This is a genomic window from Bacillus sp. SLBN-46 (assembly GCF_031453555.1).
GTDB lineage: Bacteria > Bacillota > Bacilli > Bacillales > Cytobacillaceae > Neobacillus.
On sequence record NZ_JAVIZM010000001.1, the window covers coordinates 2,934,201 to 2,954,999 of the forward strand.

26 protein-coding genes are annotated in these 20,799 nt (G+C 36.1%); 15 read left to right on the forward strand and 11 right to left on the reverse strand.

Annotation, left to right across the window (positions count from 1 at the left end; all coding sequences use genetic code 11):
• Positions 1-45: 45 nt before the first annotated feature.
• From QFZ87_RS15060 to QFZ87_RS15075, 4 genes are all read left to right on the forward strand, one after another.
• Complete coding sequence (locus tag QFZ87_RS15060) at positions 46-1,116, forward strand: CotH kinase family protein (RefSeq protein WP_309862765.1); 1,071 nt, start codon at positions 46-48, stop codon at positions 1,114-1,116.
• 153 nt (positions 1,117-1,269) lie between these two features.
• Complete coding sequence (locus tag QFZ87_RS15065; protein WP_309862768.1) at positions 1,270-1,782, forward strand: LOTUS domain-containing protein; 513 nt, start codon at positions 1,270-1,272, stop codon at positions 1,780-1,782.
• A gap of 92 nt (positions 1,783-1,874) precedes the next feature.
• On the forward strand, positions 1,875-3,026 hold the full coding sequence (locus QFZ87_RS15070; protein WP_309862769.1) for a hypothetical protein: 1,152 nt from the start codon (positions 1,875-1,877) through the stop codon (positions 3,024-3,026).
• 190 nt (positions 3,027-3,216) lie between these two features.
• Positions 3,217-3,885 (forward strand): DUF2642 domain-containing protein, encoded by a 669-nt coding sequence (locus QFZ87_RS15075; protein WP_309862771.1) that lies wholly within the window; start codon positions 3,217-3,219, stop codon positions 3,883-3,885.
• 78 nt (positions 3,886-3,963) lie between these two features.
• Here QFZ87_RS15075 and QFZ87_RS15080 read toward each other — a convergent pair whose 3' ends face one another.
• Complete coding sequence (locus tag QFZ87_RS15080; RefSeq protein ID WP_309862775.1) at positions 3,964-4,611, reverse strand: phosphatase PAP2 family protein; 648 nt, start codon at positions 4,609-4,611, stop codon at positions 3,964-3,966.
• Between the two features lie 164 nt (positions 4,612-4,775).
• The gene (locus QFZ87_RS15085) at positions 4,776-5,834 is read right to left on the reverse strand and encodes an NAD(P)H-dependent flavin oxidoreductase (protein WP_309862780.1); all 1,059 of its coding nucleotides are present in this window, start codon (positions 5,832-5,834) and stop codon (positions 4,776-4,778) included.
• A 210-nt stretch (positions 5,835-6,044) separates the two neighbouring features.
• On the opposite strand from QFZ87_RS15085, the gene QFZ87_RS15090 reads away from it, so the two are divergent.
• The 11 genes from QFZ87_RS15090 to QFZ87_RS15140 all read left to right on the forward strand — a co-directional run bounded on the left by QFZ87_RS15090 (position 6,045) and on the right by QFZ87_RS15140 (position 15,214).
• The gene (locus QFZ87_RS15090; protein ID WP_309862782.1) at positions 6,045-6,437 is read left to right on the forward strand and encodes a thiol-disulfide oxidoreductase DCC family protein; all 393 of its coding nucleotides are present in this window, start codon (positions 6,045-6,047) and stop codon (positions 6,435-6,437) included.
• Between the two features lie 144 nt (positions 6,438-6,581).
• Positions 6,582-7,772, forward strand: a complete 1,191-nt coding sequence (locus QFZ87_RS15095; protein WP_309862784.1) for a M14 family zinc carboxypeptidase — start codon at positions 6,582-6,584, stop codon at positions 7,770-7,772.
• 461 nt (positions 7,773-8,233) lie between these two features.
• Positions 8,234-9,658, forward strand: coding sequence for a PTS system trehalose-specific EIIBC component (gene treP / locus QFZ87_RS15100; RefSeq protein ID WP_309862787.1), 1,425 nt, complete (start codon positions 8,234-8,236; stop codon positions 9,656-9,658).
• A gap of 82 nt (positions 9,659-9,740) precedes the next feature.
• Positions 9,741-11,408 carry an alpha,alpha-phosphotrehalase gene (treC, locus tag QFZ87_RS15105; protein WP_309862789.1) on the forward strand — a complete coding sequence of 556 codons (1,668 nt, stop codon included), beginning with the start codon at positions 9,741-9,743 and terminating at the stop codon, positions 11,406-11,408.
• Between the two features lie 14 nt (positions 11,409-11,422).
• The gene (gene treR, locus QFZ87_RS15110; protein ID WP_309862791.1) at positions 11,423-12,136 is read left to right on the forward strand and encodes a trehalose operon repressor; all 714 of its coding nucleotides are present in this window, start codon (positions 11,423-11,425) and stop codon (positions 12,134-12,136) included.
• 122 nt (positions 12,137-12,258) lie between these two features.
• Positions 12,259-12,936, forward strand: a complete 678-nt coding sequence (locus tag QFZ87_RS15115) for an SOS response-associated peptidase (RefSeq protein WP_309862794.1) — start codon at positions 12,259-12,261, stop codon at positions 12,934-12,936.
• Positions 12,937-13,353: 417 nt separating this feature from the next.
• Positions 13,354-13,584, forward strand: coding sequence for a hypothetical protein (locus tag QFZ87_RS15120; RefSeq protein WP_309862797.1), 231 nt, complete (start codon positions 13,354-13,356; stop codon positions 13,582-13,584).
• 69 nt (positions 13,585-13,653) lie between these two features.
• On the forward strand, positions 13,654-13,872 hold the full coding sequence (locus QFZ87_RS15125) for a hypothetical protein (RefSeq protein WP_308084178.1): 219 nt from the start codon (positions 13,654-13,656) through the stop codon (positions 13,870-13,872).
• Positions 13,873-13,901: 29 nt separating this feature from the next.
• The gene (locus tag QFZ87_RS15130) at positions 13,902-14,135 is read left to right on the forward strand and encodes a hypothetical protein (RefSeq protein WP_309862800.1); all 234 of its coding nucleotides are present in this window, start codon (positions 13,902-13,904) and stop codon (positions 14,133-14,135) included.
• 197 nt (positions 14,136-14,332) lie between these two features.
• Complete coding sequence (locus tag QFZ87_RS15135) at positions 14,333-14,503, forward strand: Spo0E family sporulation regulatory protein-aspartic acid phosphatase (RefSeq protein WP_309862803.1); 171 nt, start codon at positions 14,333-14,335, stop codon at positions 14,501-14,503.
• 87 nt (positions 14,504-14,590) lie between these two features.
• Positions 14,591-15,214 (forward strand): RraA family protein, encoded by a 624-nt coding sequence (locus tag QFZ87_RS15140; RefSeq protein WP_309862806.1) that lies wholly within the window; start codon positions 14,591-14,593, stop codon positions 15,212-15,214.
• Positions 15,215-15,253: 39 nt separating this feature from the next.
• On the opposite strand, the gene QFZ87_RS15145 is transcribed toward QFZ87_RS15140, so the two are convergent.
• The 9 genes from QFZ87_RS15145 to QFZ87_RS15185 all read right to left on the reverse strand — a co-directional run bounded on the left by QFZ87_RS15145 (position 15,254) and on the right by QFZ87_RS15185 (position 20,755).
• Positions 15,254-15,871 carry a VOC family protein gene (locus QFZ87_RS15145; RefSeq protein WP_309862808.1) on the reverse strand — a complete coding sequence of 206 codons (618 nt, stop codon included), beginning with the start codon at positions 15,869-15,871 and terminating at the stop codon, positions 15,254-15,256.
• A gap of 86 nt (positions 15,872-15,957) precedes the next feature.
• The gene (locus QFZ87_RS15150; RefSeq protein ID WP_309862812.1) at positions 15,958-16,203 is read right to left on the reverse strand and encodes a hypothetical protein; all 246 of its coding nucleotides are present in this window, start codon (positions 16,201-16,203) and stop codon (positions 15,958-15,960) included.
• Between the two features lie 147 nt (positions 16,204-16,350).
• On the reverse strand, positions 16,351-16,833 hold the full coding sequence (locus QFZ87_RS15155) for a hypothetical protein (RefSeq protein ID WP_309862814.1): 483 nt from the start codon (positions 16,831-16,833) through the stop codon (positions 16,351-16,353).
• 44 nt (positions 16,834-16,877) lie between these two features.
• Positions 16,878-17,315 carry a GNAT family N-acetyltransferase gene (locus QFZ87_RS15160; RefSeq protein WP_309862816.1) on the reverse strand — a complete coding sequence of 146 codons (438 nt, stop codon included), beginning with the start codon at positions 17,313-17,315 and terminating at the stop codon, positions 16,878-16,880.
• Between the two features lie 297 nt (positions 17,316-17,612).
• Positions 17,613-18,041: a hypothetical protein gene (locus QFZ87_RS15165; RefSeq protein ID WP_309862819.1), complete on the reverse strand. Its 429-nt coding sequence runs from the start codon at positions 18,039-18,041 to the stop codon at positions 17,613-17,615.
• 104 nt (positions 18,042-18,145) lie between these two features.
• Positions 18,146-18,451, reverse strand: a complete 306-nt coding sequence (locus tag QFZ87_RS15170; RefSeq protein ID WP_309862822.1) for a hypothetical protein — start codon at positions 18,449-18,451, stop codon at positions 18,146-18,148.
• Between the two features lie 129 nt (positions 18,452-18,580).
• Positions 18,581-19,405, reverse strand: a complete 825-nt coding sequence (locus QFZ87_RS15175) for an alpha/beta fold hydrolase (RefSeq protein ID WP_309862824.1) — start codon at positions 19,403-19,405, stop codon at positions 18,581-18,583.
• Positions 19,406-19,622: 217 nt separating this feature from the next.
• Entirely contained in the window at positions 19,623-20,210 is a 588-nt protein-coding gene (locus QFZ87_RS15180; protein ID WP_396133926.1) for a CBO0543 family protein, read from the reverse strand.
• Positions 20,211-20,353: 143 nt separating this feature from the next.
• The gene (locus tag QFZ87_RS15185; RefSeq protein WP_308079294.1) at positions 20,354-20,755 is read right to left on the reverse strand and encodes an SET domain-containing protein; all 402 of its coding nucleotides are present in this window, start codon (positions 20,753-20,755) and stop codon (positions 20,354-20,356) included.
• Positions 20,756-20,799: the final 44 nt, after the last annotated feature.

A 20,799-nucleotide genomic window follows, 5' to 3' on the forward strand; every position in this document is an offset into this window, starting at 1 on the left:
GCCTTACACATATAACTAAAAAAAATACTGTTAAGGGGTATTTACGTGTTAAAATATGAAATTTTTATTAATCCAAAGTGGTTAAGGAAATTAGAAAAGGATATATGGGAGGATGAATTAGTACCAGCAGTTTTAAAGATAGGGAATAATCGCCTAAACATAAAGCTCTCCTATAGAGGAAACGTGATAAGAGATAAGAAAAAGAGATCTTATCGGATTGTTTTTCAAAAGCCCAACACCTTTAATGGAGCTCATGAAATACATCTTAATGCTGAGTATTCTGATATTTCCTTGTCAAGAAACAAACTTTCACTAGATTTTTTTGATCGTATTGGGGTTATTTCTCCCCACTCTAAGCATGTTCTTCTTTATATAAACGGATTTTGTAAAGGTATATATTTGGAAATAGAATCTTTTGATCAATTTCTTCTTAAAAAAAGGAATTTACCGGAAGGTTCGATTATCTATGCAACGAATAACCGAGCAAATTTTTCACTTTTAACTAAAAAAAATGAACTAAAAACTCGTTTAGACCAAGGGTACACAATAAAATATGGGAAAAAAGAGGATTTAGAGGAATTAGGACGCTTTATAGCCAAGATTAATACCTATAAAAATGAGGATTTTGAGAAAGAAATTCATCATTTCCTTGACGTTGATAAATATTTAAAATGGGTTGCAGGGGCTGTTTGTACACAAAATTATGACGGATTTATTCATAATTATGCTTTATATAAAAATAGTGAGACAAAGCTATATGAAATAACACCTTGGGATTATGATGGTACATGGGGAAGAAACCTCCATGGTAAGCTGCTTGACTATGACTATGTGCCTATAACTGGATATAATACACTCACTGGTCGATTGCTCCATTTTTCAAATTTCAAACGAAAATATCAAGAAATACTTACAAATATTTTAGAAAATGATTTTTCACTTTCAGTACAGAAGCCCATTATTAATAGTCTTTTTGAAGAAATAACGGCAAATCTCCATCAAGATCCCTATTTAACTTCTACAATTGAAACCTTCGAGAAAGAAAAACTTGTATTTTTTAATTTTATTAATAAAAGAGGTACGTATCTAAAGAAAAAATTATCAACTCTTATATAACTTTTAGGTATATGGTCATGTATCATATACCTTTTTTTGCCTATTTTTTAGTGGGACTATGAAAAAAAGGCTACTTTATTAGTACAACATCACCCCGTGATACATATAGATGCAGTGTAAATGTTTATTTAATAAAAGGAGGATATAACTTTTATGGATAGAGAATTAATGAATTTATTTGTAGGTAAAACAATTAGGGTTGACCGGGGAGGTCCAGAATCAAGAAAAGGGAAATTACTTGCCGTTTTTGAAGACTATTTTGTCCTTTTAACAGAAAATGATGGTGTTGTTTACTATAAGACTAATCATGTTAGAAGTGTGACAGAAAGCTCAAAAGACGACATGAAACTAGGAATAGATATCCCTGACAAATTAGATTATAAAACTGCTGAAAACTTTCATAAACTTTTAGAAAGTATCAGATTCCAATGGGTAAAAATCAATCGTGGCGGCTCTGAATCATTAGAAGGTGTACTAAGTGACGCCAACAAACACTTTGCTTCACTAATTGTTAAAGAAGAAGTGGTACGTTTCTCCATGAAACATATCCGAAACATTAGCTACGGCTTAATGGTTGAAAGAAAAAAAGATGACTCTGGCAAATCAGATAGTGACAACGATAAGAATAAGAACGAAGATCAAGGAGATCACGAGGATAACGAATAACACATTTGTCGCTTCTCCACAAGAGAAGCGACCAATACTATCTAAAGGAGGATTTTTTCATGGGGTTAGATAAGTTTTCAGCTGCATTGGATTTGCTAAAGGGATTTAATGTAAATCTTTATGTAGGTGAGAATGTATATAAAGGAAAATTAATCGGCGTTGAAAAAGACCATGTTGTACTTGAAACCGAAAAAAAATATATCTTTTATTATAATATCGAAAAAATTCAAGCTATCACAAAAAACACAAAACAATTCCAACCTGATATATCTTCAGTAAACTTCCAAAAAACTCAAAGTTTAAAAGAACTCCTTAATTCCTTCCAAAATACCTGGGTAACCATACTAGCTTTCAACAAACAAAAATTTACTGGAGTCTTAAGTGACATTGATGAAGATTTCGTTACTGTGATTAACGGAGAAGAGCGGATTCTAATCAAGGTAGAGCATGTATCAAATATTTTAAAAGGCGTTCTTAAAGAAGAAGAGTCCAAACAGGAAGATGCAAAAGAGAGCAAAAATAGCAGCGATAAATCCAACAATAGTGACGACAATAAGAAAGAAGATGAAGATAAAGACTGTCATTCATCTAAGGAAACAGAAGAAAAATCTAAACAAAAGACAAAATCATCATCGAACAAAAGTTCTGAAAAGAAAGCTAAAGCATCTGAAAAGAAACCGGTCGAAGTGGAAACAGAAGAAAAGATGGTTTGGTCACAACCAATAAAATGTGAAACAGTTGTTAATCAAATCAAAGAAGTACCTCACAAGAATAAAAAAACTCATTCTGAAGAAACAACACCAAAAGTGGTTGCGGAAACAAAGAAACCACAAATTGAAATGGCTCATAATGACAAAAAGAACGAAGAACCTAAGTCAAATAAATCCAATATTGATGAGCCTTCCAAAGAGAAGAAACATGAAAAAGAAGTAGCCCCTCTCTTTAAATTGGAACCTAAACCTGCACCGCTATTACCAATGGCAAAGAAGGAAATAATAACAACCAAAACACAGGAAGTTGCTCAACATACACCAAAACCAAGCAAGTCTCAGAATGCTTCCAATCATAAGGTGGAAAATACTACACATGAAATGAATACAAACGATACGAAGAGTGTGTGGAAACAAAAAGATAAAGAAACACATGCTTTCCGCTTTACAGGTGAACCTGTCCGTCGTGATGAAATAAAAGCTTTCCCGTTTGCCGGATGGCCAAATAGAAGCAAAAGAACTTTTAGATTATAATTACTGACACTCACATGCAATGGACATAGTATACGTTGATTGTTCGGTAAAAAATTTCTTTTTGTGCAACCTCAAATCCTATTACAAATACGAGCTGGGCAGATCTCATAAATGAATTTTAAAATATCCCTTTGCTGCTTCAGCCCTTCTCTATTTGTAAATGGAACATCTAAGGAAAGGAAGTGAGTAAATGAACTCGAAAGATAAGATAGGAAAATATATCAAACTAGAGATTTCCGGAAAGAAAATGATCAGTGGTTTATTAGTAGATATTGGTAGTGATTTATGGGTTGTTTTTAATGGTAATGACTATCTATATATCCCTATAATTCATATACAAAACTGGCAATTCTTAAAACATGATGAAATAGCTGAAATTAGTTTTAATGATGAGCCTACACCAATTTACAACCACAACGAAGAGATATCCTTGAGAAAAACACTAACAGCTGCAAAGGGAATATTTACAGAAATCTATGTAACAAGTAAACAAGCATTACATGGGTATATAATTAGTATCATGAATAATTACTTTGTATTTTATTCCCCTATTTATAAAACGATGTTTATCTCCCTTCACCATCTTAAATGGTTAATCCCTTATACCAGTAACCAACGGCCATATGGCCTTAGTAATTCAAGTCTTCCAGTCAATCCAAGTGGCCATACATTTGCACGATCATTCGAAGTCCAAATAGAGAAATGTGTTGGCGATTTAATTGTCTTCAATATTGGAGAAAATGAGAATGTAATTGGAAAAGTTCAAGGAATTAAAAATAATTTCGTAGAATTAATCAGTGCAAAAGAAGACCCTGTTTTTGTAAATATGCAACATATAAAAACAGTCCATATGACTTAAAACACCGTCTTGTGGTTGAATTATAAACAAGCTTTACAAAACAAAAAGAGTGTCTATGCACACTCTTTTTATACGGAACTATTTATTTTTTAATGAAATTGGCTCAGACTTTTCGCCCAAACGAAAGATTAACAGTTCAAATGTAATTCCATAAAGGAATGTAACCAGAAACATCGAACCCACCATATCAAGAATGACATGTTGTTTAACAAAAAGAGTGGAAATAATAATTAATGACCCTGAAACATGAATACATAAATTAGTAATTAAATGCTTGTTTTTTATGTGAAGTGAGGCAAGCATAACGGCAAACGTTGTAAGTACGTGTATGCTCGGAAAACAATTATATGGCCGATCGTTTTCATATATCCACTGCACAAGCACTTGAAGAAAGGTATCTCCTTGTATTATTGGCCTTGAAACAGTGGTTTGAAAAAAGAAATAAATAACAAAGCAAATCAACTCGGCAACCACAATCAAAAGCACTGTTCTTAAATATACCTTCGTATCCTTATACCAAAAGTAGACTAAAAACATAAATATATATACATACCAAAAAATATACGGAATAATAAAAAACGGCAAAAATGGGATCACTTGATCCACTGATGTAGAAATATCAAAGGCTTTATGTGAACGGTTATTTAAAAAACTATAAACAATGGCCAAAGCTGGAAATACTAATAAAAATAATAGGTAGGGAGCTTTTTGTATACTTTTTTTCATGCGAGTCCCTCCCCTTAAATAAATTGCTCACTTTAATCACGAGATTACTAAATAAATATTTTGTCGAACTATTTTCATAATATCATAAAAACAGTTTGAATACATAAATTTTCCAACTGAATACTGGATACCAAATGATATTTGTTATTAATTTTTCTTTTACACTACCTATCCATTTCCAGTTTTAACCTTTCCATAAGTTCCTGAACAGTAATTCTCTTTGCTAAACGTGGACTCTGGCCTGACCATAGTGACATACAATCCTTTTTACCCATGGACGAAGAGGCTTTTCGTATTGCCTTCGATAATTCATTTTGTATGGGATAGTCAGGAAGTTCATCTTCATATGGGTTCAACATTTCTATAAAACTGTTGTTTATACCTCTAGCCAGTTTCCCTGAAAATGCTTTTGTTAGTACAGTTTGTTCTTCTGTTGCCATTAATATAGCTTCCTTATGAAGGGGATGTGCGCCGCTTTCTTCACATACTAGAAAGGCAGTCCCCATCTGGACACCTGACGCTCCAAGTATTTTGGCCGCGCTGATTCCCCTCCCATCCATTATTCCCCCAGCTGCGATTAATGGAATACGAATAGAATCCGCGGTTTGTGGAATAAGCGACATCAGTCCGACTAAGCCACTTTTATCTTCATGTTGGAATGTTCCACGGTGCCCGCCTGCTTCCGCACCTTGGACAACAACGGCATCCATGCCGGCCTGTTCATTGATTATTGCCTCTTGTACCGTTGTTGCTGTGCCAATTAGTATTACTGAATATTGCTTAAGTTTTTTGATTACTTCCTGTGTAGGCAAGCCAAAGGTAAAAGAACAAATGGGTACTTTTTCTTCAATGATTATATTTATATGTTCCTGAAAAGTCTTGCAGTCTTGATCAAATGTAGGAAGTGTGTGTTGATCGGCAATATCGTATTGATCCTTTATAGGCTGTAAAAGAGCCATGGCTCTTTCCAGTTTATCAACATCAGTTGAATAGGTTGAAGGAACAAATAAATTTACCCCAAAAGGTTTATCGGTTAATTTCCGAATAGCCTTAATTTGTTTCTGTAGCTGCTCAGGACTCATATACCCAGCCCCTACCATTCCAAGACCCCCTGCATTCGAGACAGCTGATACAAGCTCCGACGATGTTATTCCCCCAGCCATTGGAGCTTGAATGATTGGATAGTTAACATTTAATAATTCACTTAATTCGTTTTTCCACATATTTATATCCCCTTTAAGTTTCCGCCTGAGTATCATTCCCTACATACTATCTAATACATATTAAGACGAAAAATCTAAGTTGTAGGTTTCGAGTTTTTACATTATGTTCGAAAAATCATTCTGTTTTTTAATAACCGACCTTTTAAAGCAAATTATATTTATTCCTTTCATATGTTAAGCTAATAAAAATGAAAATAGTTGGTGAACTCCATGGAACGAATAATATTATTCGACGGTGTCTGCAATCTTTGCAATAAAAGCGTACAATTTATAATCAAAAGAGATTCGGCTGGAACCTTTAAATTTGCCTCCCTTCAAAGCAAAACTGGTCAAAATCTCTTAAAAACGTACGGATTAACAACCGATATAGACAGCTTTGTTTTAATTGAAGATAAAAGAATATTTGTAAAATCCACTGCCGCTTTACGAGTTTGTACCCATTTGAATGGTCTTTGGAAAATGCTATCCGTTTTCCTGGTAGTCCCTCCTTTTATTAGAGACCGACTTTATGAATGGATTGCCAAAAATCGTTATAAATGGTTTGGAAAAAAAGATCACTGCCTACTGCCATTACCAGAATGGAAAAGCAGATTCCTAGAATAAGCAAAAGACAATATCAATTACCCAATACAATTTTACCATGTAATGGATAGATCCATTTGGTGCCAATCACCATAAAAGCCTAATATTTTATCCTCTAAAGCATAAATTTTACTAATATGTCTAATTTCATCTGGAGGTGCTTTCATGGATATCATTGTTAGACAAGGGGATTCTTTATGGCACTATAGTCAGTTATTTAAAATAGATTTGCAATTAATTTATGATTCCAATCGGGACGTGCAACCAAATGCTCTTTCCATTGGACAAAAGATCCGGATTCCAGGTTTTGTCGCTCAGGAATATCAAATACGCCAGGGTGATACTTTATGGAAAATAGCTCAAAATCGTAATCTCCCACTAGAAACCCTGCAACTAATTAACCCAAACATAAATCCTAATAACATAAAAGTGGGGCAAACAATTAAGGTTCCATTAAGGATAACCTGGAGATTAGTGAACGGCGGACAAAGATACGACTATCAAACCTTGAACACTGATATCAACCGATTACAAAGTGTTTACCCATTTTTACAGATAGCGTCAATAGGAAAAACAGTTTTAGGGAAAAATATTCCTGAAATGGTGATTGGTACTGGTGGGAAAAGGGTTCACTACAATGGATCTTTCCATGCAAATGAATGGATTACTACCCCCATCATTATGACTTTTATTAATGATTACCTATTATCACTGACAAATCACAATGCCATTCGTGGACTTTCAACCAGTAAATTTTACCAGCAGAGCACTTTATCAATTGTACCAATGGTAAACCCAGATGGTGTCGATCTCGTTTTACATGGTCCACCTTCAAGCGAGCCATGGAATACAAAAGTCATCGACTACAATAAAGGCAGTACGGATTTTTCGGGATGGAAGGCCAACATTAGAGGTGTTGACCTTAACGATCAATTCCCTGCTAGATGGGAGCTCGAAAAGGCAAGGAATCCAGACCAGCCAGGACCAAGGGATTATGGTGGCGAAAAGCCCCTCTCTGAGCCTGAAGCCATTGCGATGGCAGATTTGACAAAAAGGCGGGATTTTTCACGAGTGCTAGCATTCCATACACAAGGTGAAGTAATGTACTGGGGATTTGAAAATCAAGAACCCCCTGAGTCAGAGACAATAGTGACTGAATTTAGTAGAGTCAGTGGATATGAGCCTGTAAAAACGATTGAAAGCTATGCAGGTTATAAAGACTGGTTTATCCAAGATTGGAGAAGGCCAGGATTTACAATAGAGATTGGGAAAGGAATTAACCCTCTCCCCCTTTCCCAATTTGACGAGATATATCAAAAAACACTTGGAATTTTCTTAGCGGGACTCTATATGTGAAAGTTGAGGTTGGAATATTCCAACCTTTTTTTTGGTAAAAAAAGAACCCTTGAACTGTTGTTCAAAGGTTCAAACGAGAACTTAGTGGTCTAGGCTAAGTTCTCAACAATTAGGAGGTCTAAACTCAGAAGAATTTAAACATCTATAGTGTACCATTTTCGCAAAATTCATTCAACGGTTTAATGCTGTAAAGACAAAAAGTAATTCGAAAGACATATTACGAAATTACCATTTATTTCTTAGAAACTGGTGTGTGTTCATAGGGAATTTACAAAGAAAAATATTTCTAAGCTTTCGCTGTTGACATACCTGTATATACAAGTTAGAATGAAAACGTACTCAAAACTTGTATATACAAGAGGAGTACCTCTTATGTAACCGTACTCATTACTGCTTGTATATATATCAGATACTAAATAGATAATAATGGGGCCAATCCCATTTACAGGGGGAAAGAGAAAATGTCTAAGTACACAGAGCCTTCAAAAGATTTATTAAAGCACATTGGAGGAAAAGAAAACATTGCAGCTGTTACCCATTGTGTAACACGCATGCGATTTGTATTAAATGATCCATCAAAAGCTGATGTTGAAAAAATCGAAGGCATCCAGCTTGTAAAAGGTACATTTACCCAAGCTGGACAATTCCAAGTCATTATCGGAAATGATGTTTCGAGTTTCTACAACGATTTTGTCAAAATTGCCGATGTAGAAGGCACATCAAAAGAGGAAGCCAAAGTAGCAGCCAAGCAAAATATGAACTGGCTACAGCGAATGATGGGTCACTTAGCTGAAATCTTCACACCATTAATTCCCGCACTCGTGGTCGGAGGTTTAATTCTTGGCTTCCGAAATGTAATCGGTGACATTAAATTACTCGAAGATGGAACAAAAACTATTATTGAAGTTTCACAATTTTGGGCTGGGGTCCACTCATTCCTATGGTTAATCGGAGAAGCTATATTCCACTTCTTACCGGTTGGTATTACATGGTCAGTGGCAAAGAAAATGGGCGCTTCGCAAATTTTGGGTATCGTTTTGGGTATTACCCTAGTGTCTCCTCAATTATTAAATGCTTATGGCGTTGCAGGTGCAAAGGAAATACCAACATGGGATTTTGGGTTTGCTCATATTAAGATGATTGGTTATCAAGCACAAGTAATCCCTGCGATTTTAGCTGGAATTGTATTAGGGTTCTTGGAAACAAGATTACGTAAAATCGTACCAAACTCAATCTCTATGATTGTTGTTCCGTTTTTCGCATTAGTTCCAACAGTATTAATCGCACACACCATTTTAGGTCCGATCGGCTGGTCTATCGGTTCTGGTATCTCTCATGTGGTTTACTCAAGTTTAACTTCTGCGTTTGGCTGGTTATTTGCCGCAATCTTTGGCTTTGCATACGCTCCACTTGTTATTACAGGCTTACACCATATGACAAATGCAATTGATCTTCAATTGATGAGTGAACTTGGTGGTACAAATCTATGGCCAATGATTGCTTTATCTAACATTGCTCAAGGTTCAGCAGTTCTTGCAATGATTTTTATCAACCGTAAAAATGAAGAAGAAAAGCAGGTTTCAATACCAGCGGCAATTTCTTGTTACTTAGGTGTAACTGAGCCAGCAATGTTCGGTATTAACTTGAAATATGGCTTCCCCTTCTTAGCTGCCATGATCGGCTCCATGATTGCTGGTGTTGTATCAGTAGCAACAGGTGTAATGGCTAACTCAATTGGTGTCGGTGGCCTTCCTGGAATCTTATCCATACAGCCAAAATATATGGCTATGTTTGCAGTATGTATGTTGATTGCAATTGTGGTTCCATTCATTTTAACTAACATCTTTGCAAAAACAGGTATTAAAAAGTTAAATCTAAAAAAATAAAATGACACTCCATATAGGAGGGAGACCATCTCCCTCCTTTTCCACATTAGAGAATTTCAAAAATAATAGGCAGGTGTTTAGTATGTCAACAGCATGGTGGAAAAAAGCAGTCGTTTATCAAATTTATCCAAAGAGTTTTAATGATACAACCGGAAATGGTACTGGAGATATCCAAGGAATCATTGAAAAATTGGATTATTTAAAAGAACTTGGGGTCGATGTTCTTTGGTTAACACCTATATATCAATCCCCTCAACGTGATAACGGTTATGATATTAGTGATTATTATTCCATTCATGAAGAATACGGAACAATGGCTGATTTTGATCGACTCCTAGAACAAGCTCATAAACGGAATATTAAGATCATTATGGACATCGTAATCAACCATACCTCCACTGAGCATGAGTGGTTTAAACAAGCCAAGTCCTCTAGGGATAACCCGTACCGTGACTTCTATATTTGGAAAGATGGTAAAAACGGTGAACCGCCAACGAACTGGGAATCAAAATTTGGTGGATCTGCATGGGAGTACGATCAAGCAACTGACCAGTACTACCTTCATTTGTTCGATGTTACACAAGCAGACCTCAATTGGGAAAACCAAAAGTTACGCGAGGCACTATATGAGATGATGCACTTTTGGTTAAAAAAAGGTGTCGATGGATTCCGCTTGGATGTGATTAATTTAATTTCTAAAGACCAACACTTCCCTCAAGATGACAGTGATGGCCGTAAATTTTATACAGATGGACCAAGAATACATGAATTTTTGCATGAAATGAACGAGCAAGTTTTTTCAAAATACAATATTATGACCGTTGGCGAAATGTCTTCTACATCCATTGATAATAGTATTCGTTATACGAATCCTGATCAGGAAGAATTAAATATGACGTTTAGTTTCCATCATCTGAAGGTTGATTATCCAAATGGAGATAAGTGGACAAAAGCAGATTTTGATTTTCAATCATTAAAGCAAATTCTAACTACATGGCAGGTCCAAATGAATCAAGGTGGCGGTTGGAATGCCCTCTTCTGGTGTAATCATGACCAGCCACGTGTGGTTTCACGCTTCGGCAATGACCAAACCTATCATAAAGAATCTGCTAAAATGCTGGCAACCGCCCTGCATTTGATGCAAGGAACCCCTTATATTTATCAAGGGGAGGAATTTGGGATGACGAATCCAAATTTTACTAAGATTGACGACTATCGTGATGTCGAGTCCTTAAATATTTATCACATTAAGAAACAGGAAGGCTTAACAGACCAAGAAATTCTTGAAATTCTAAAACAAAAATCTCGAGATAATTCTAGAACTCCTGTACAATGGAATGCTAGTGAACACGCGGGCTTTACTACTGGTACACCGTGGATTGGTACGGCAAGAAACTACAAAGAAATTAACGCTGAACAAGCTATTAGCGATTCAGACTCTATTTTCTTCCACTACCAAAAGCTAATCCAATTAAGAAAACAATATGATGTGATTACAGACGGTGATTTTGAACTCATTTTGGATAAAGATGAAGAGTTATTTGCGTATATCCGGTCAAGTGGATCTGAAAAATTAGTGGTGATTAATAATTTTTATGGAAAAGAAAAGACATTCCACCTCCCTTCTCATTTAAATCTTGATGAATTTACAAGTGAGATGTTACTCTCTAATTACATGGATTCTGCGAAATTTGGCGGGGAAATCCGATTAAGACCATATGAATCACTTGTGTACTACTTGAAAAAATGAACGGAGATGTCACTATGACAAACAAATACCTAACTATCTATAACAATATTGTGGAGCAAATTAAGAGTGGGGAAATCCCCCCACAGACGCTTCTTCCCTCTGAAAACGAATTAAAGGACCAATATGATACATCGAGGGAAACTATTCGGAAAGCGTTAAACCTGCTCTCGCAAAACGGATATATCCAAAAAGTTAGAGGTAAAGGTTCGATTGTCATAGACATTAGCAAATTTGATTTTCCTGTTTCAGGCTTGGTCAGTTTTAAAGAACTTGCCAATAAAATGGGGAGCAAACCAAAAACAATTGTTAATGAGTTTTTGTTAATGAAACCCGATGGATTCATTAGACAGCAGCTGCAATTAGGAAGTAAAGAACAGGTCTGGAAGGTCGTACGTACAAGGGAAATGAATGGGGAAAAGATTATTTTAGATAAGGATTTCTTAAGTAAAAAGTTTGTCCCTCATTTAACGGAAGAGATTTGTTCCGACTCGATCTACCAGTATATTGAAAACGAATTAAAGCTAACTATAAGCTTTGCAAAAAAGGAAATAGTCGTAGTGGAGCCTACTATCGAAGACCGGACCCTTTTAGACTTAGATGGCTTTCATAATGTCGTTGTTATCAAAAACTATGTTTATTTAGATGATGCAACCCTTTTCCAATATACAGAATCAAGACATAGACCTGATAAATTTCGCTTTGTGGATTTTGCACGTAGAACACATTGAAAAAAGTAATTTAGGAGCCTTCAAATATAATGGAGGCTCCTTTTTCTTCAATCATTGGACTAATTTTACCCTTTTTAATTATTTTGCTACAATAAACGTAATTTAACGTTGAGGTGACCTAAATGTGTGGGCGATTTACACTTACTGCTACCTTGGAAGAAATTATGGACCGTTATGAAATTCAATCTTTTCTCGATGAAGAGTATTTTTCCCCCAGTTATAATATTGCACCTTCTCAGGGTGTGCTTGCAGTGATCAATGATGGAAAGTCTAACAGAATGGGGTTTTTAAAATGGGGCTTGATTCCCCCGTGGGCAAAGGATGCAACTCTCGGACATAAAATGATTAACGCCCGCGCGGAGACTTTAAATGAAAAGCCCAGCTTCCGAAATGCCTTTAAGAAAAAGCGCTGTTTAGTAATTGCTGATAGCTTTTATGAATGGAAAAGGAACGAAGATAAAACAAAAACACCGATGCGAATCAAACTAAAGTCAAATGAATTATTTGCAATGGCAGGAATTTGGGAAGGCTGGAAGTCGCCAGGTGGTCAAACGATCCATACTTGTTCGGTCATTACTACAAAACCAAATGAACTAATGAAGGATATTCATGATCGAATGCCCGTTATATTGAAACCGGAGGATGAGAAAATCTGGCTGGACACATCGATTACAGACCCCCATTTTTTAAATCAATTCCTTGTTCCACTGAATGAGAGTTTAATGGAGTCATACGAGGTTTCATCGTTGGTCAATTCGCCCAAAAATAATACGATTGAGCTTATTCAAGAGATTTGTTAGCGCCCTTTTTTAAAAAAATTTTTTTCTAATGGACATGTTCACTACATGCACGTACAAGCATGAACATATGCTGTATTAACCCATAAAAGTTTTCCTTCATTTGAAAGTGGTTTACCCCCACTTTCTTTTTTTTATGGAATTTTATCACGTTCTGTTACTCCCCTCCAACGAATATATTTAAAAAATAATATGTCATCTTCTTTTCTAAAGGATGTGTTAAAGAACAGTGTTGATTTTTACACCCTGTTGATTGGAGCGGAAGGCACGAAGACTCCTGTGGGAGTATGGTTCAGGAGAGACCCCGCAGGCGCAAGCGCCGAGGAGGCTCGCCGAAACACCCACGGAAAGCGAAGTGCCTGGAGCGGAAATCAACAGGCAGTTTAACAAAGCCTTTCTAAAAAACCTTAGGAGGTAAGGATGTTTTTTATCCCAACAAAAATCAACATTGGTGATTTGAAGATAAACAGTGCTGATCACACAAGTCCTATTTCATTAGGGTCAACCTTCCATATAGGTAATTATGTTGCCGGGAAAAAAAATCAAGGTTTTGGCCAGCAAAGTGCAGACTACTCTTTAACAGCCATACCCATCCACATGATATTAGATGATGATTGTAATGACTCACCTTCTGTAAAAAATGATAAATAACTTGTGCATCTACAACCATGGATATAACAGAAATTATGCATAGGAGTGATTATATTGAACATTGCACCAATGGCGATTACCTTTTTAGGATTTAAGGTCAATACTGTAGATAATGGGTCCTTTGTTAACCTAGGACCCTACCAGCTTATCGATCAGTTTCAAACTTATAAACGAAACCAGGGCGTTGGAGAACAAAATGGAGACCTCTCTCCTGTTTATATTCCAATTTCTTGGGTAGTTGACCCTGATGTTACAGATAGTAATTCAGTTAAGAACAGCATTATTTAAAGGTTACAGCACTCGAAGGGGTGAACGAAATGATTTTTGCACCGATGATAGTGAATGTTGGAGGGTTAAAAGTGAACGTATTGGACCATGGCTCCCTTCTTAACACGGGCCCAACACAGTTCATAGACCATTTCATCTCTTACAAACGAAATCAAGGATATGGAGAACAAAATGGAGATTTTGTTCCGATGATCATCCCTATCTCATATATCCAAGACTCAGACTTAAACGATAGCAATTCTGCCAAAAATAGTATTATTTAAAAATTGAATCAGCCTTCTCTTCTGTGTAAATAATACTACCTTTATATGAAAAATGTACTAGAATGTTCACTAATTGTGAGATGTTTCACTGCTAAACCACATTTATTTACCATATAATTGAACCAAAGTTACTTTCCATATTTATTGTTATAAATGTAATTACATGTATTAAACTACTAAATTTGGATGTGGGTATTATGCTAGTGAAGGAACTGACATATAGTGAATTAAAAGCTGCCATCGAGGTTCTTCGTAAAGAAATGATTCATTGCGGTCTAACTAACGGTCTTACAAACGAGAGAACCGTTCAAATCAGCCAATTATTAGATAATCATATTGCCCAATACCATTCCTTAAAAAATCAATAGTACTCAGGAGGACTGCATACAAAAGTCCTCCCTTTTCTGTTTTAAGCTATAATTTAATATAGATGAATTGAAGAAAGGAGAATGGAAATGGATCATCTTGCAGCTAAATTTCGCAATATTCCCACTACATGTATTTCCGATGCGATGGACGGATTAAATAACCTACATCCTTCCATCAAACCACTAAAGGAAGAATACAAGCTTGTAGGAAGAGCATATACAGTCAAAATTCCTGTCGGGGATAATCTTGCAGTCCTAAAAGCTATAAACGAAGCAAAACAAGGTGATGTTTTAGTCATTGATGCAAAAGGCGACCAATATCGAGCCATTGCTGGAGACTTTGTCGTTGGAATGGCTCAAACACTTGGTATTAGTGGACTTGTTGTTGACGGGGTCATTCGTGACATTGTAGGAATTAAAGAATTGAACTTTCCTGTCTTTTGTAAGGGAACGACTGTTGCTGCAAGTGGCAAAGCCGGAGTTGGCGAAGTGAATGTTCCAATTTCCTGCGGAGGTACCGCTGTCCTTCCCGGGGATTTAATTGTTGGGGATGCAGACGGTGTCGTAGTTATTCCACAAGCCAATGAGCAAGAGGTATTAGTGAAATCACTCGAAAAATGGAGAAAAGACCAACAAAGAGAAGAAAAAATTTCCGGAAATCCAGAAGCAATTCGGAAACATTTAGCTGAATTGCTTGGTAAAGTAAAATAATTGGAGTCCCCCCTATATGAGATAAGGGGGAATTTTTATTTAGGATTCTGCTCCTGAATCAAGATTAATTTGTACCCCATTTGGGTCAATAATTTCATTTTTATTAACTAACGATAGCTTTACTTCTTTCAACATCACAGGTTCTTCTATTATACTTTGTATTTCAAGTACTTTTTTTCCAAAAAGCATCTCCAAGTCCTCCTCCAATCCCTCAATGGGCGTAGAGATGACCATTTTATCAATTTCTGCTATCTTTCCATCTCCATCTACTGCATCCAAATGTGTTTGTAATTCAATCAAAAATTGATACGGAGTTGTTATGAAGGTTCTTCTTTCTCCTAATTCCACTTTCCAGTTCAAAAGGTTAGCATTTTCACAAATTTTGCTTTTCTCTTCATTTGTCACGAGGAACCCGATATGATCAAACATTATACGTTTTCCAAAACCAAAGCTTATATTTACATTCCCTTTCTTCATTTCAATGATACGAAATATGATCCCTTGATCCCTAAATTCATCCCAGGATAACGGAGGATTAAAGGTTTGAAAAGTCCCTTTGTATTTCCCTACACGTTGATTTACTCGAAACCCCAGGTCTTCATAAAATTTCTCCATTTCCTCAAGATGTGGTGTCCAAAAATGATAATGAAAAAGCACGAACCTCTCCCCTCACCGCAAAAAAAATATTTTCTATATATGTATTATTTTAACATATTAGAAAATAATTATTCTCTCTTAGAAGATTACCAGTTTACTAAAGGACCTTCATTTTTGCCCTTTGTATCCCACCACTCACGAACCTCAAATATACCAATTACTTCATTTTTCGCCTTTTCAAATACTTCTACATTTTCGTTAGTAGAATAAGAAAAAATATAATGGGTTGGTGTCTCGCCTAATACTCGAAAAGAACTAATTTCTCCATCCTGCATTTCAACCATATAGACTTTCCCACACTGTACCTCATCCGTTGACGCTAAATTTTTCATTACCATCACCTCATATATACTATATTTTCAGTTTATCAGATTTATGGATACTAAAAGTGTAGGCAATTTGAATAATTAACGAATATGAACAGGGATAAAATCATAGGGTTACTCCAAAAGGAAAGGAAGCAGTCATTTTTCTGCTTCCTAGTTATTGTTTGAACTCTTTTTTATTAGACTATAACCTATGGAGATTATCACACTTAGAACCATACCCAAAATGAAAGTGATCCAATTAAAATATAACGTATTGGTATATTGATTATACCAGCCAAAACGGTAGATCCTCGATTCTGGGCTCTCAGGCCCTCCTCCAAGTAAGATAACCAAATTCTGAATGTATCTAACTTCCAAGAAGATGAGTACAACAAATACAACTGCCAGACAGCCAAGAAATGTAAGCCGATTTTTCACACTTATTCCGTTTATCGCTTTATCAATCCATCGGCTTAGATAATAAAGAAATATAAGGTATATTGGTACGGTTGGCATAGTAAACAGAATGGCAAAATTACCATTACCGGAATATTGTGAAGGATTCATCGTGCTGCCAGCGATTAATGCAAAACCAATAAGACTTAAAACCATAAAAATAAAACAAATAATCATAAGTTTCTTTCTCTGGTTCATTTTTCGCCTCCCCACAAACTTTACTATTCTATTTTATGCAGAGCTTAAACCGTATAATAATAAAAATAATTTGTTTCCTTCACAAAACCAATTTTTTCATAGAGTCTTTGAGCGTTAATGTTTTCTTTGCCTGTTTCAAGTAATACTCCTTTTGCCCCAGTTTCTTTTGCAAAATGAAGCGCCGTGTTGATTAGATTTTCCCCCACACCTTTGCCGCGTGCTTGTTTTTTTACATACAAATCATTGAGTACCCACGAGCGCTTCATGCTAACAGATGAAAACGACGGATAAAGCTGGACAAATCCAAGTGCCTCATTGTCTTCAAGAGCGACGAAGATTACCGACTCCTCATTAACTATTCTTTCTTTCAAAAACTCTTTCGCTGCATTAAGGTCTGATGCTTGTTCGTAAAACACTCGATACAAATCAAAGAGTTCGGTTACGACTTCAAGTTCATCTATTGTAGCCTTTTGAATTAACATTTCTATTTCCCCCTATATTTACCAGAATAGTTCTATATTAATTGTAATTATCAGAAAATACCAGTCTACTAATAAGGAATTATCAGTATTTTATTTCAGTTAACAAATTTTTAAATCATAAGAAAAAGCCTTGATTGAACAAGGCTTTTTCATTTTTGTTTGAGGGCATACCTAATTCTTTACTTCTAAACAATTTAAGATAAGCATTTATTTTTTATTTATAGCCTGAAAAAACATCATTCATTGTTGAATGGTGGCTCGTCACAAGCCTCCATATCAATCATTAACTGGAGAACTTCAAAAGCCGCTAAATCCTCCATGCCCGAAGTGACCTCCCCAGCCGCCATGCCATGGATGACCGTGGTGTCCTCCCCAGCCACCATGCCATGGCTGACCATGGTGTCCTCCCCAACCGCCATGCCAACCATGGCCAGGAAATCCTCCCATGCCCATGCCGCCCATGCCTGGAAATCCTCCCATGCCCATGCCGCCCATGCCTGGAAATCCTCCCATGCCCATGCCGCCCATGCCAGGGAATCCTCCCATACTCATGCCACCCATGCCAGGGAATCCTCCCATTGCTCCTGTTCCACCCATACCTGGGAATCCACCCATTGTTCCTGCTCCACCCATGCCTGGGAATCCACCCATTGTCCCTGTTCCACCCATGCCTGGGAATCCACCCATTGTCCTCGTTTCACCAGTAAATTGCATAATATCATTCATTAGAGCAACTCTCCTTTGTGTAGGTTACAGTCTAGACTATGTTGAAATTCAAAAAAGGCATGGGCGGGTACCCTGTTTTTCTTAAACAAGGTCAACCCTAAAACCTATCTAATGGAGTATTCACGCATCCAAGCTGAAAGAGAATCTTGCCTGTTACCTCTAATGCCCCTTTCACCTGCAGTATAAGACAATGGAGGCATCAACATATCACCTGAAAAATCAATTAGATCCTCAACGCTAGGAGGATACGGGCTTTTTCTAATGTGGCTTCGAACTTTTTCCAATACTTTTTCAGAGTCCAAATATGGACCTATCTTAAACCAAAAAAGGACCATTTCATCCTTTGTCACAAAGCTTGTGTAGACCGACTCAATCAATACTAATAAATTTAAGATCTCTACCCTTGTCAATGTTTAAGCTCCTTCATTATCAGACTGGCAAAATGGTTTGTTTTATTAGTCTTAACTGAATTACCTTACAAAAAAACAAGGTCAACCGGAATTTTTCTTCCGATTGACCTTTTCTCTAGCTTTAATGAATTATTTACTAATAGCATTCGACCTAGTTAACCAATCTTTAATTAAACCTTGAACAATTTCACGTTTTTCAATATGTAACATATGACCCGCTTGATCTAATACAGCAAACGTAGCATGAGAAAATTTTTCAAAAAGATTAAAGTGATCTTTGTACCCACAGATTGAATCTTGTTTCCCTAAGATAAGGAGAGCGGGAAGTGAAACCCTATCAGCGTCCTGTAATGGTTCTTCCGAAAAATAATAGCCTTTTTCTCGCCAATTTGACAGTAAAAAATTCCGATTTGCTAATAAACGACCAGGTTGAATTTCTCTTAAAAAGATTTCAAGGTTTTCTTTATTTTGGATATTCATTAATGTTTCAAACGCTATTTTTATATCTGAATCTAGTTCCACTAATGCACCAGTATCTTGATCCTGAACTACTTTTTCAGGAAGAATTCTTTTTTCTTTTAGATGGAGTGCTGTAGCCAATAAACAAATACTTTTCACTAGGTTTGTCCTTTGGTGTAAGATTCCTTGCGCTAAATACCCACCATACGAAAAACCTATTAGAGAAAATTCTTGGTTTGGAATAATCTGATCAATAAAATCTAAGATATTTAAAAGCATGTCGTCAGAAGATGAAAAATGATCATCAATCAAACTTTGACCGTGTGCAGGGATATCGATATATATCCTTTGAAACCCTTTAATATCATTAAAAACAGGCTCTAACCAAGCCTTCATCGACCGGTAGTCAGTCCCCATCGAATGCAAAATTAGAATCGGAAAACCACTACCTGAAATTTCGTAATTAATACATCCCTTTGTAACTATGCATTTCATTCTACTCCCCTGCCCCACCCTTAAATTTACTTAAATAGATCAAATTTCCTTTTTCAATAAATTACATCCTAATTCTAGCTTATTCCAGCTGAACTATAAACAAATTGTTGTATATCTATATAGGCGTGATTTAATTAAGCAAATATTTTATTATGGGTGTAACGAAAACAGCAGCCTATCATAAAAGAGATACGCTGCTAATTCCTATTTTTCTAACCTATTTGAATATGGTAACCCCTACATAAACCCCAGCTAAAAAAATCGTACTAATGACAATCACATGCAGGACGATCCAGCCCCATTTACCATATCGAAAAGAATCTGAGCTAATTGGTTTTCTATGCTGTGATGGTACAATTTTTCCACCTAAAAGTTCAAAAAGTAAATAATATAACCACCATAAGGTATAGGAATCCCATAAATCCCATTCCGGTTCAAATTTAAAAATAATGGTATGTTTTAGTATTACTTCTCCTAGCACTCCTAAATGAACGAGTGCCCAATAAAAGGGAATTTTCCAACTCCAACTGTCAGGACTAAATCGAACTCCAAACATGGTTAACAGGGGGAAGACTGTTGAAACTAAACCAAAAGGGGTTAAGAAACCATTATGTAAAACGTTGTTTGGGAAGCTGTAAAATCCAAGATAGGTAAAGGTATAGCAAAGTAGATTAGCCGCTAATCCACTAATTAAGTAGAGAAGCCCGTACCTCTTCCAGTCAATTCTAATAAAGTATAAGCATCCAATTGCAGCTATAGCTATGGTTATTAACATACCAATTGCTTCATGACTCAAACCATTCACCTATTTCCTGGTTTTCTATGAATGACTTTTCCTGACAAATCCTTCCTATACTATTCCCTTTTAGCATGAAAATATAATAACTACACATAAAAACAAAAGGATAGAAAGGGCGAATTTAATCGCTCACTCTCTATCCTCTTTTATTACTCATCTTGACTATCTGTTTTTTCCTCTTTGTTAAACCAAAGCGGCTCATCATCATCCACATCGCCATTATAATTGATAAGAATTTCTTCTCCTGCTTTTATATCCCGATATGCATAAAAGTCAAACGTATGATTAGGAAAGTTAATTTCATAAATGGCATTAGGCTGATAAGAATGATTAAACAGCATACCATACCCTAACAATAGGGCCGTGTGGTTCTGTCCGTACTCAAAAGCATAATCAGCTAGCAATGTTTTTTCGATATGAACATGCTCCCTGTTCGGATAAGGAATAACCGGTGCCTCATGAAACAATTCACCTTTTGCTATATCCTGTGTCGCAAATACCCCTCTATTTAATTCTCCATCACTAAGTTTCGACGTCTTTACTTCAATCATTTAATCACCTATTTGTCTTTCCGAGAAGATTTTAATACTACTTA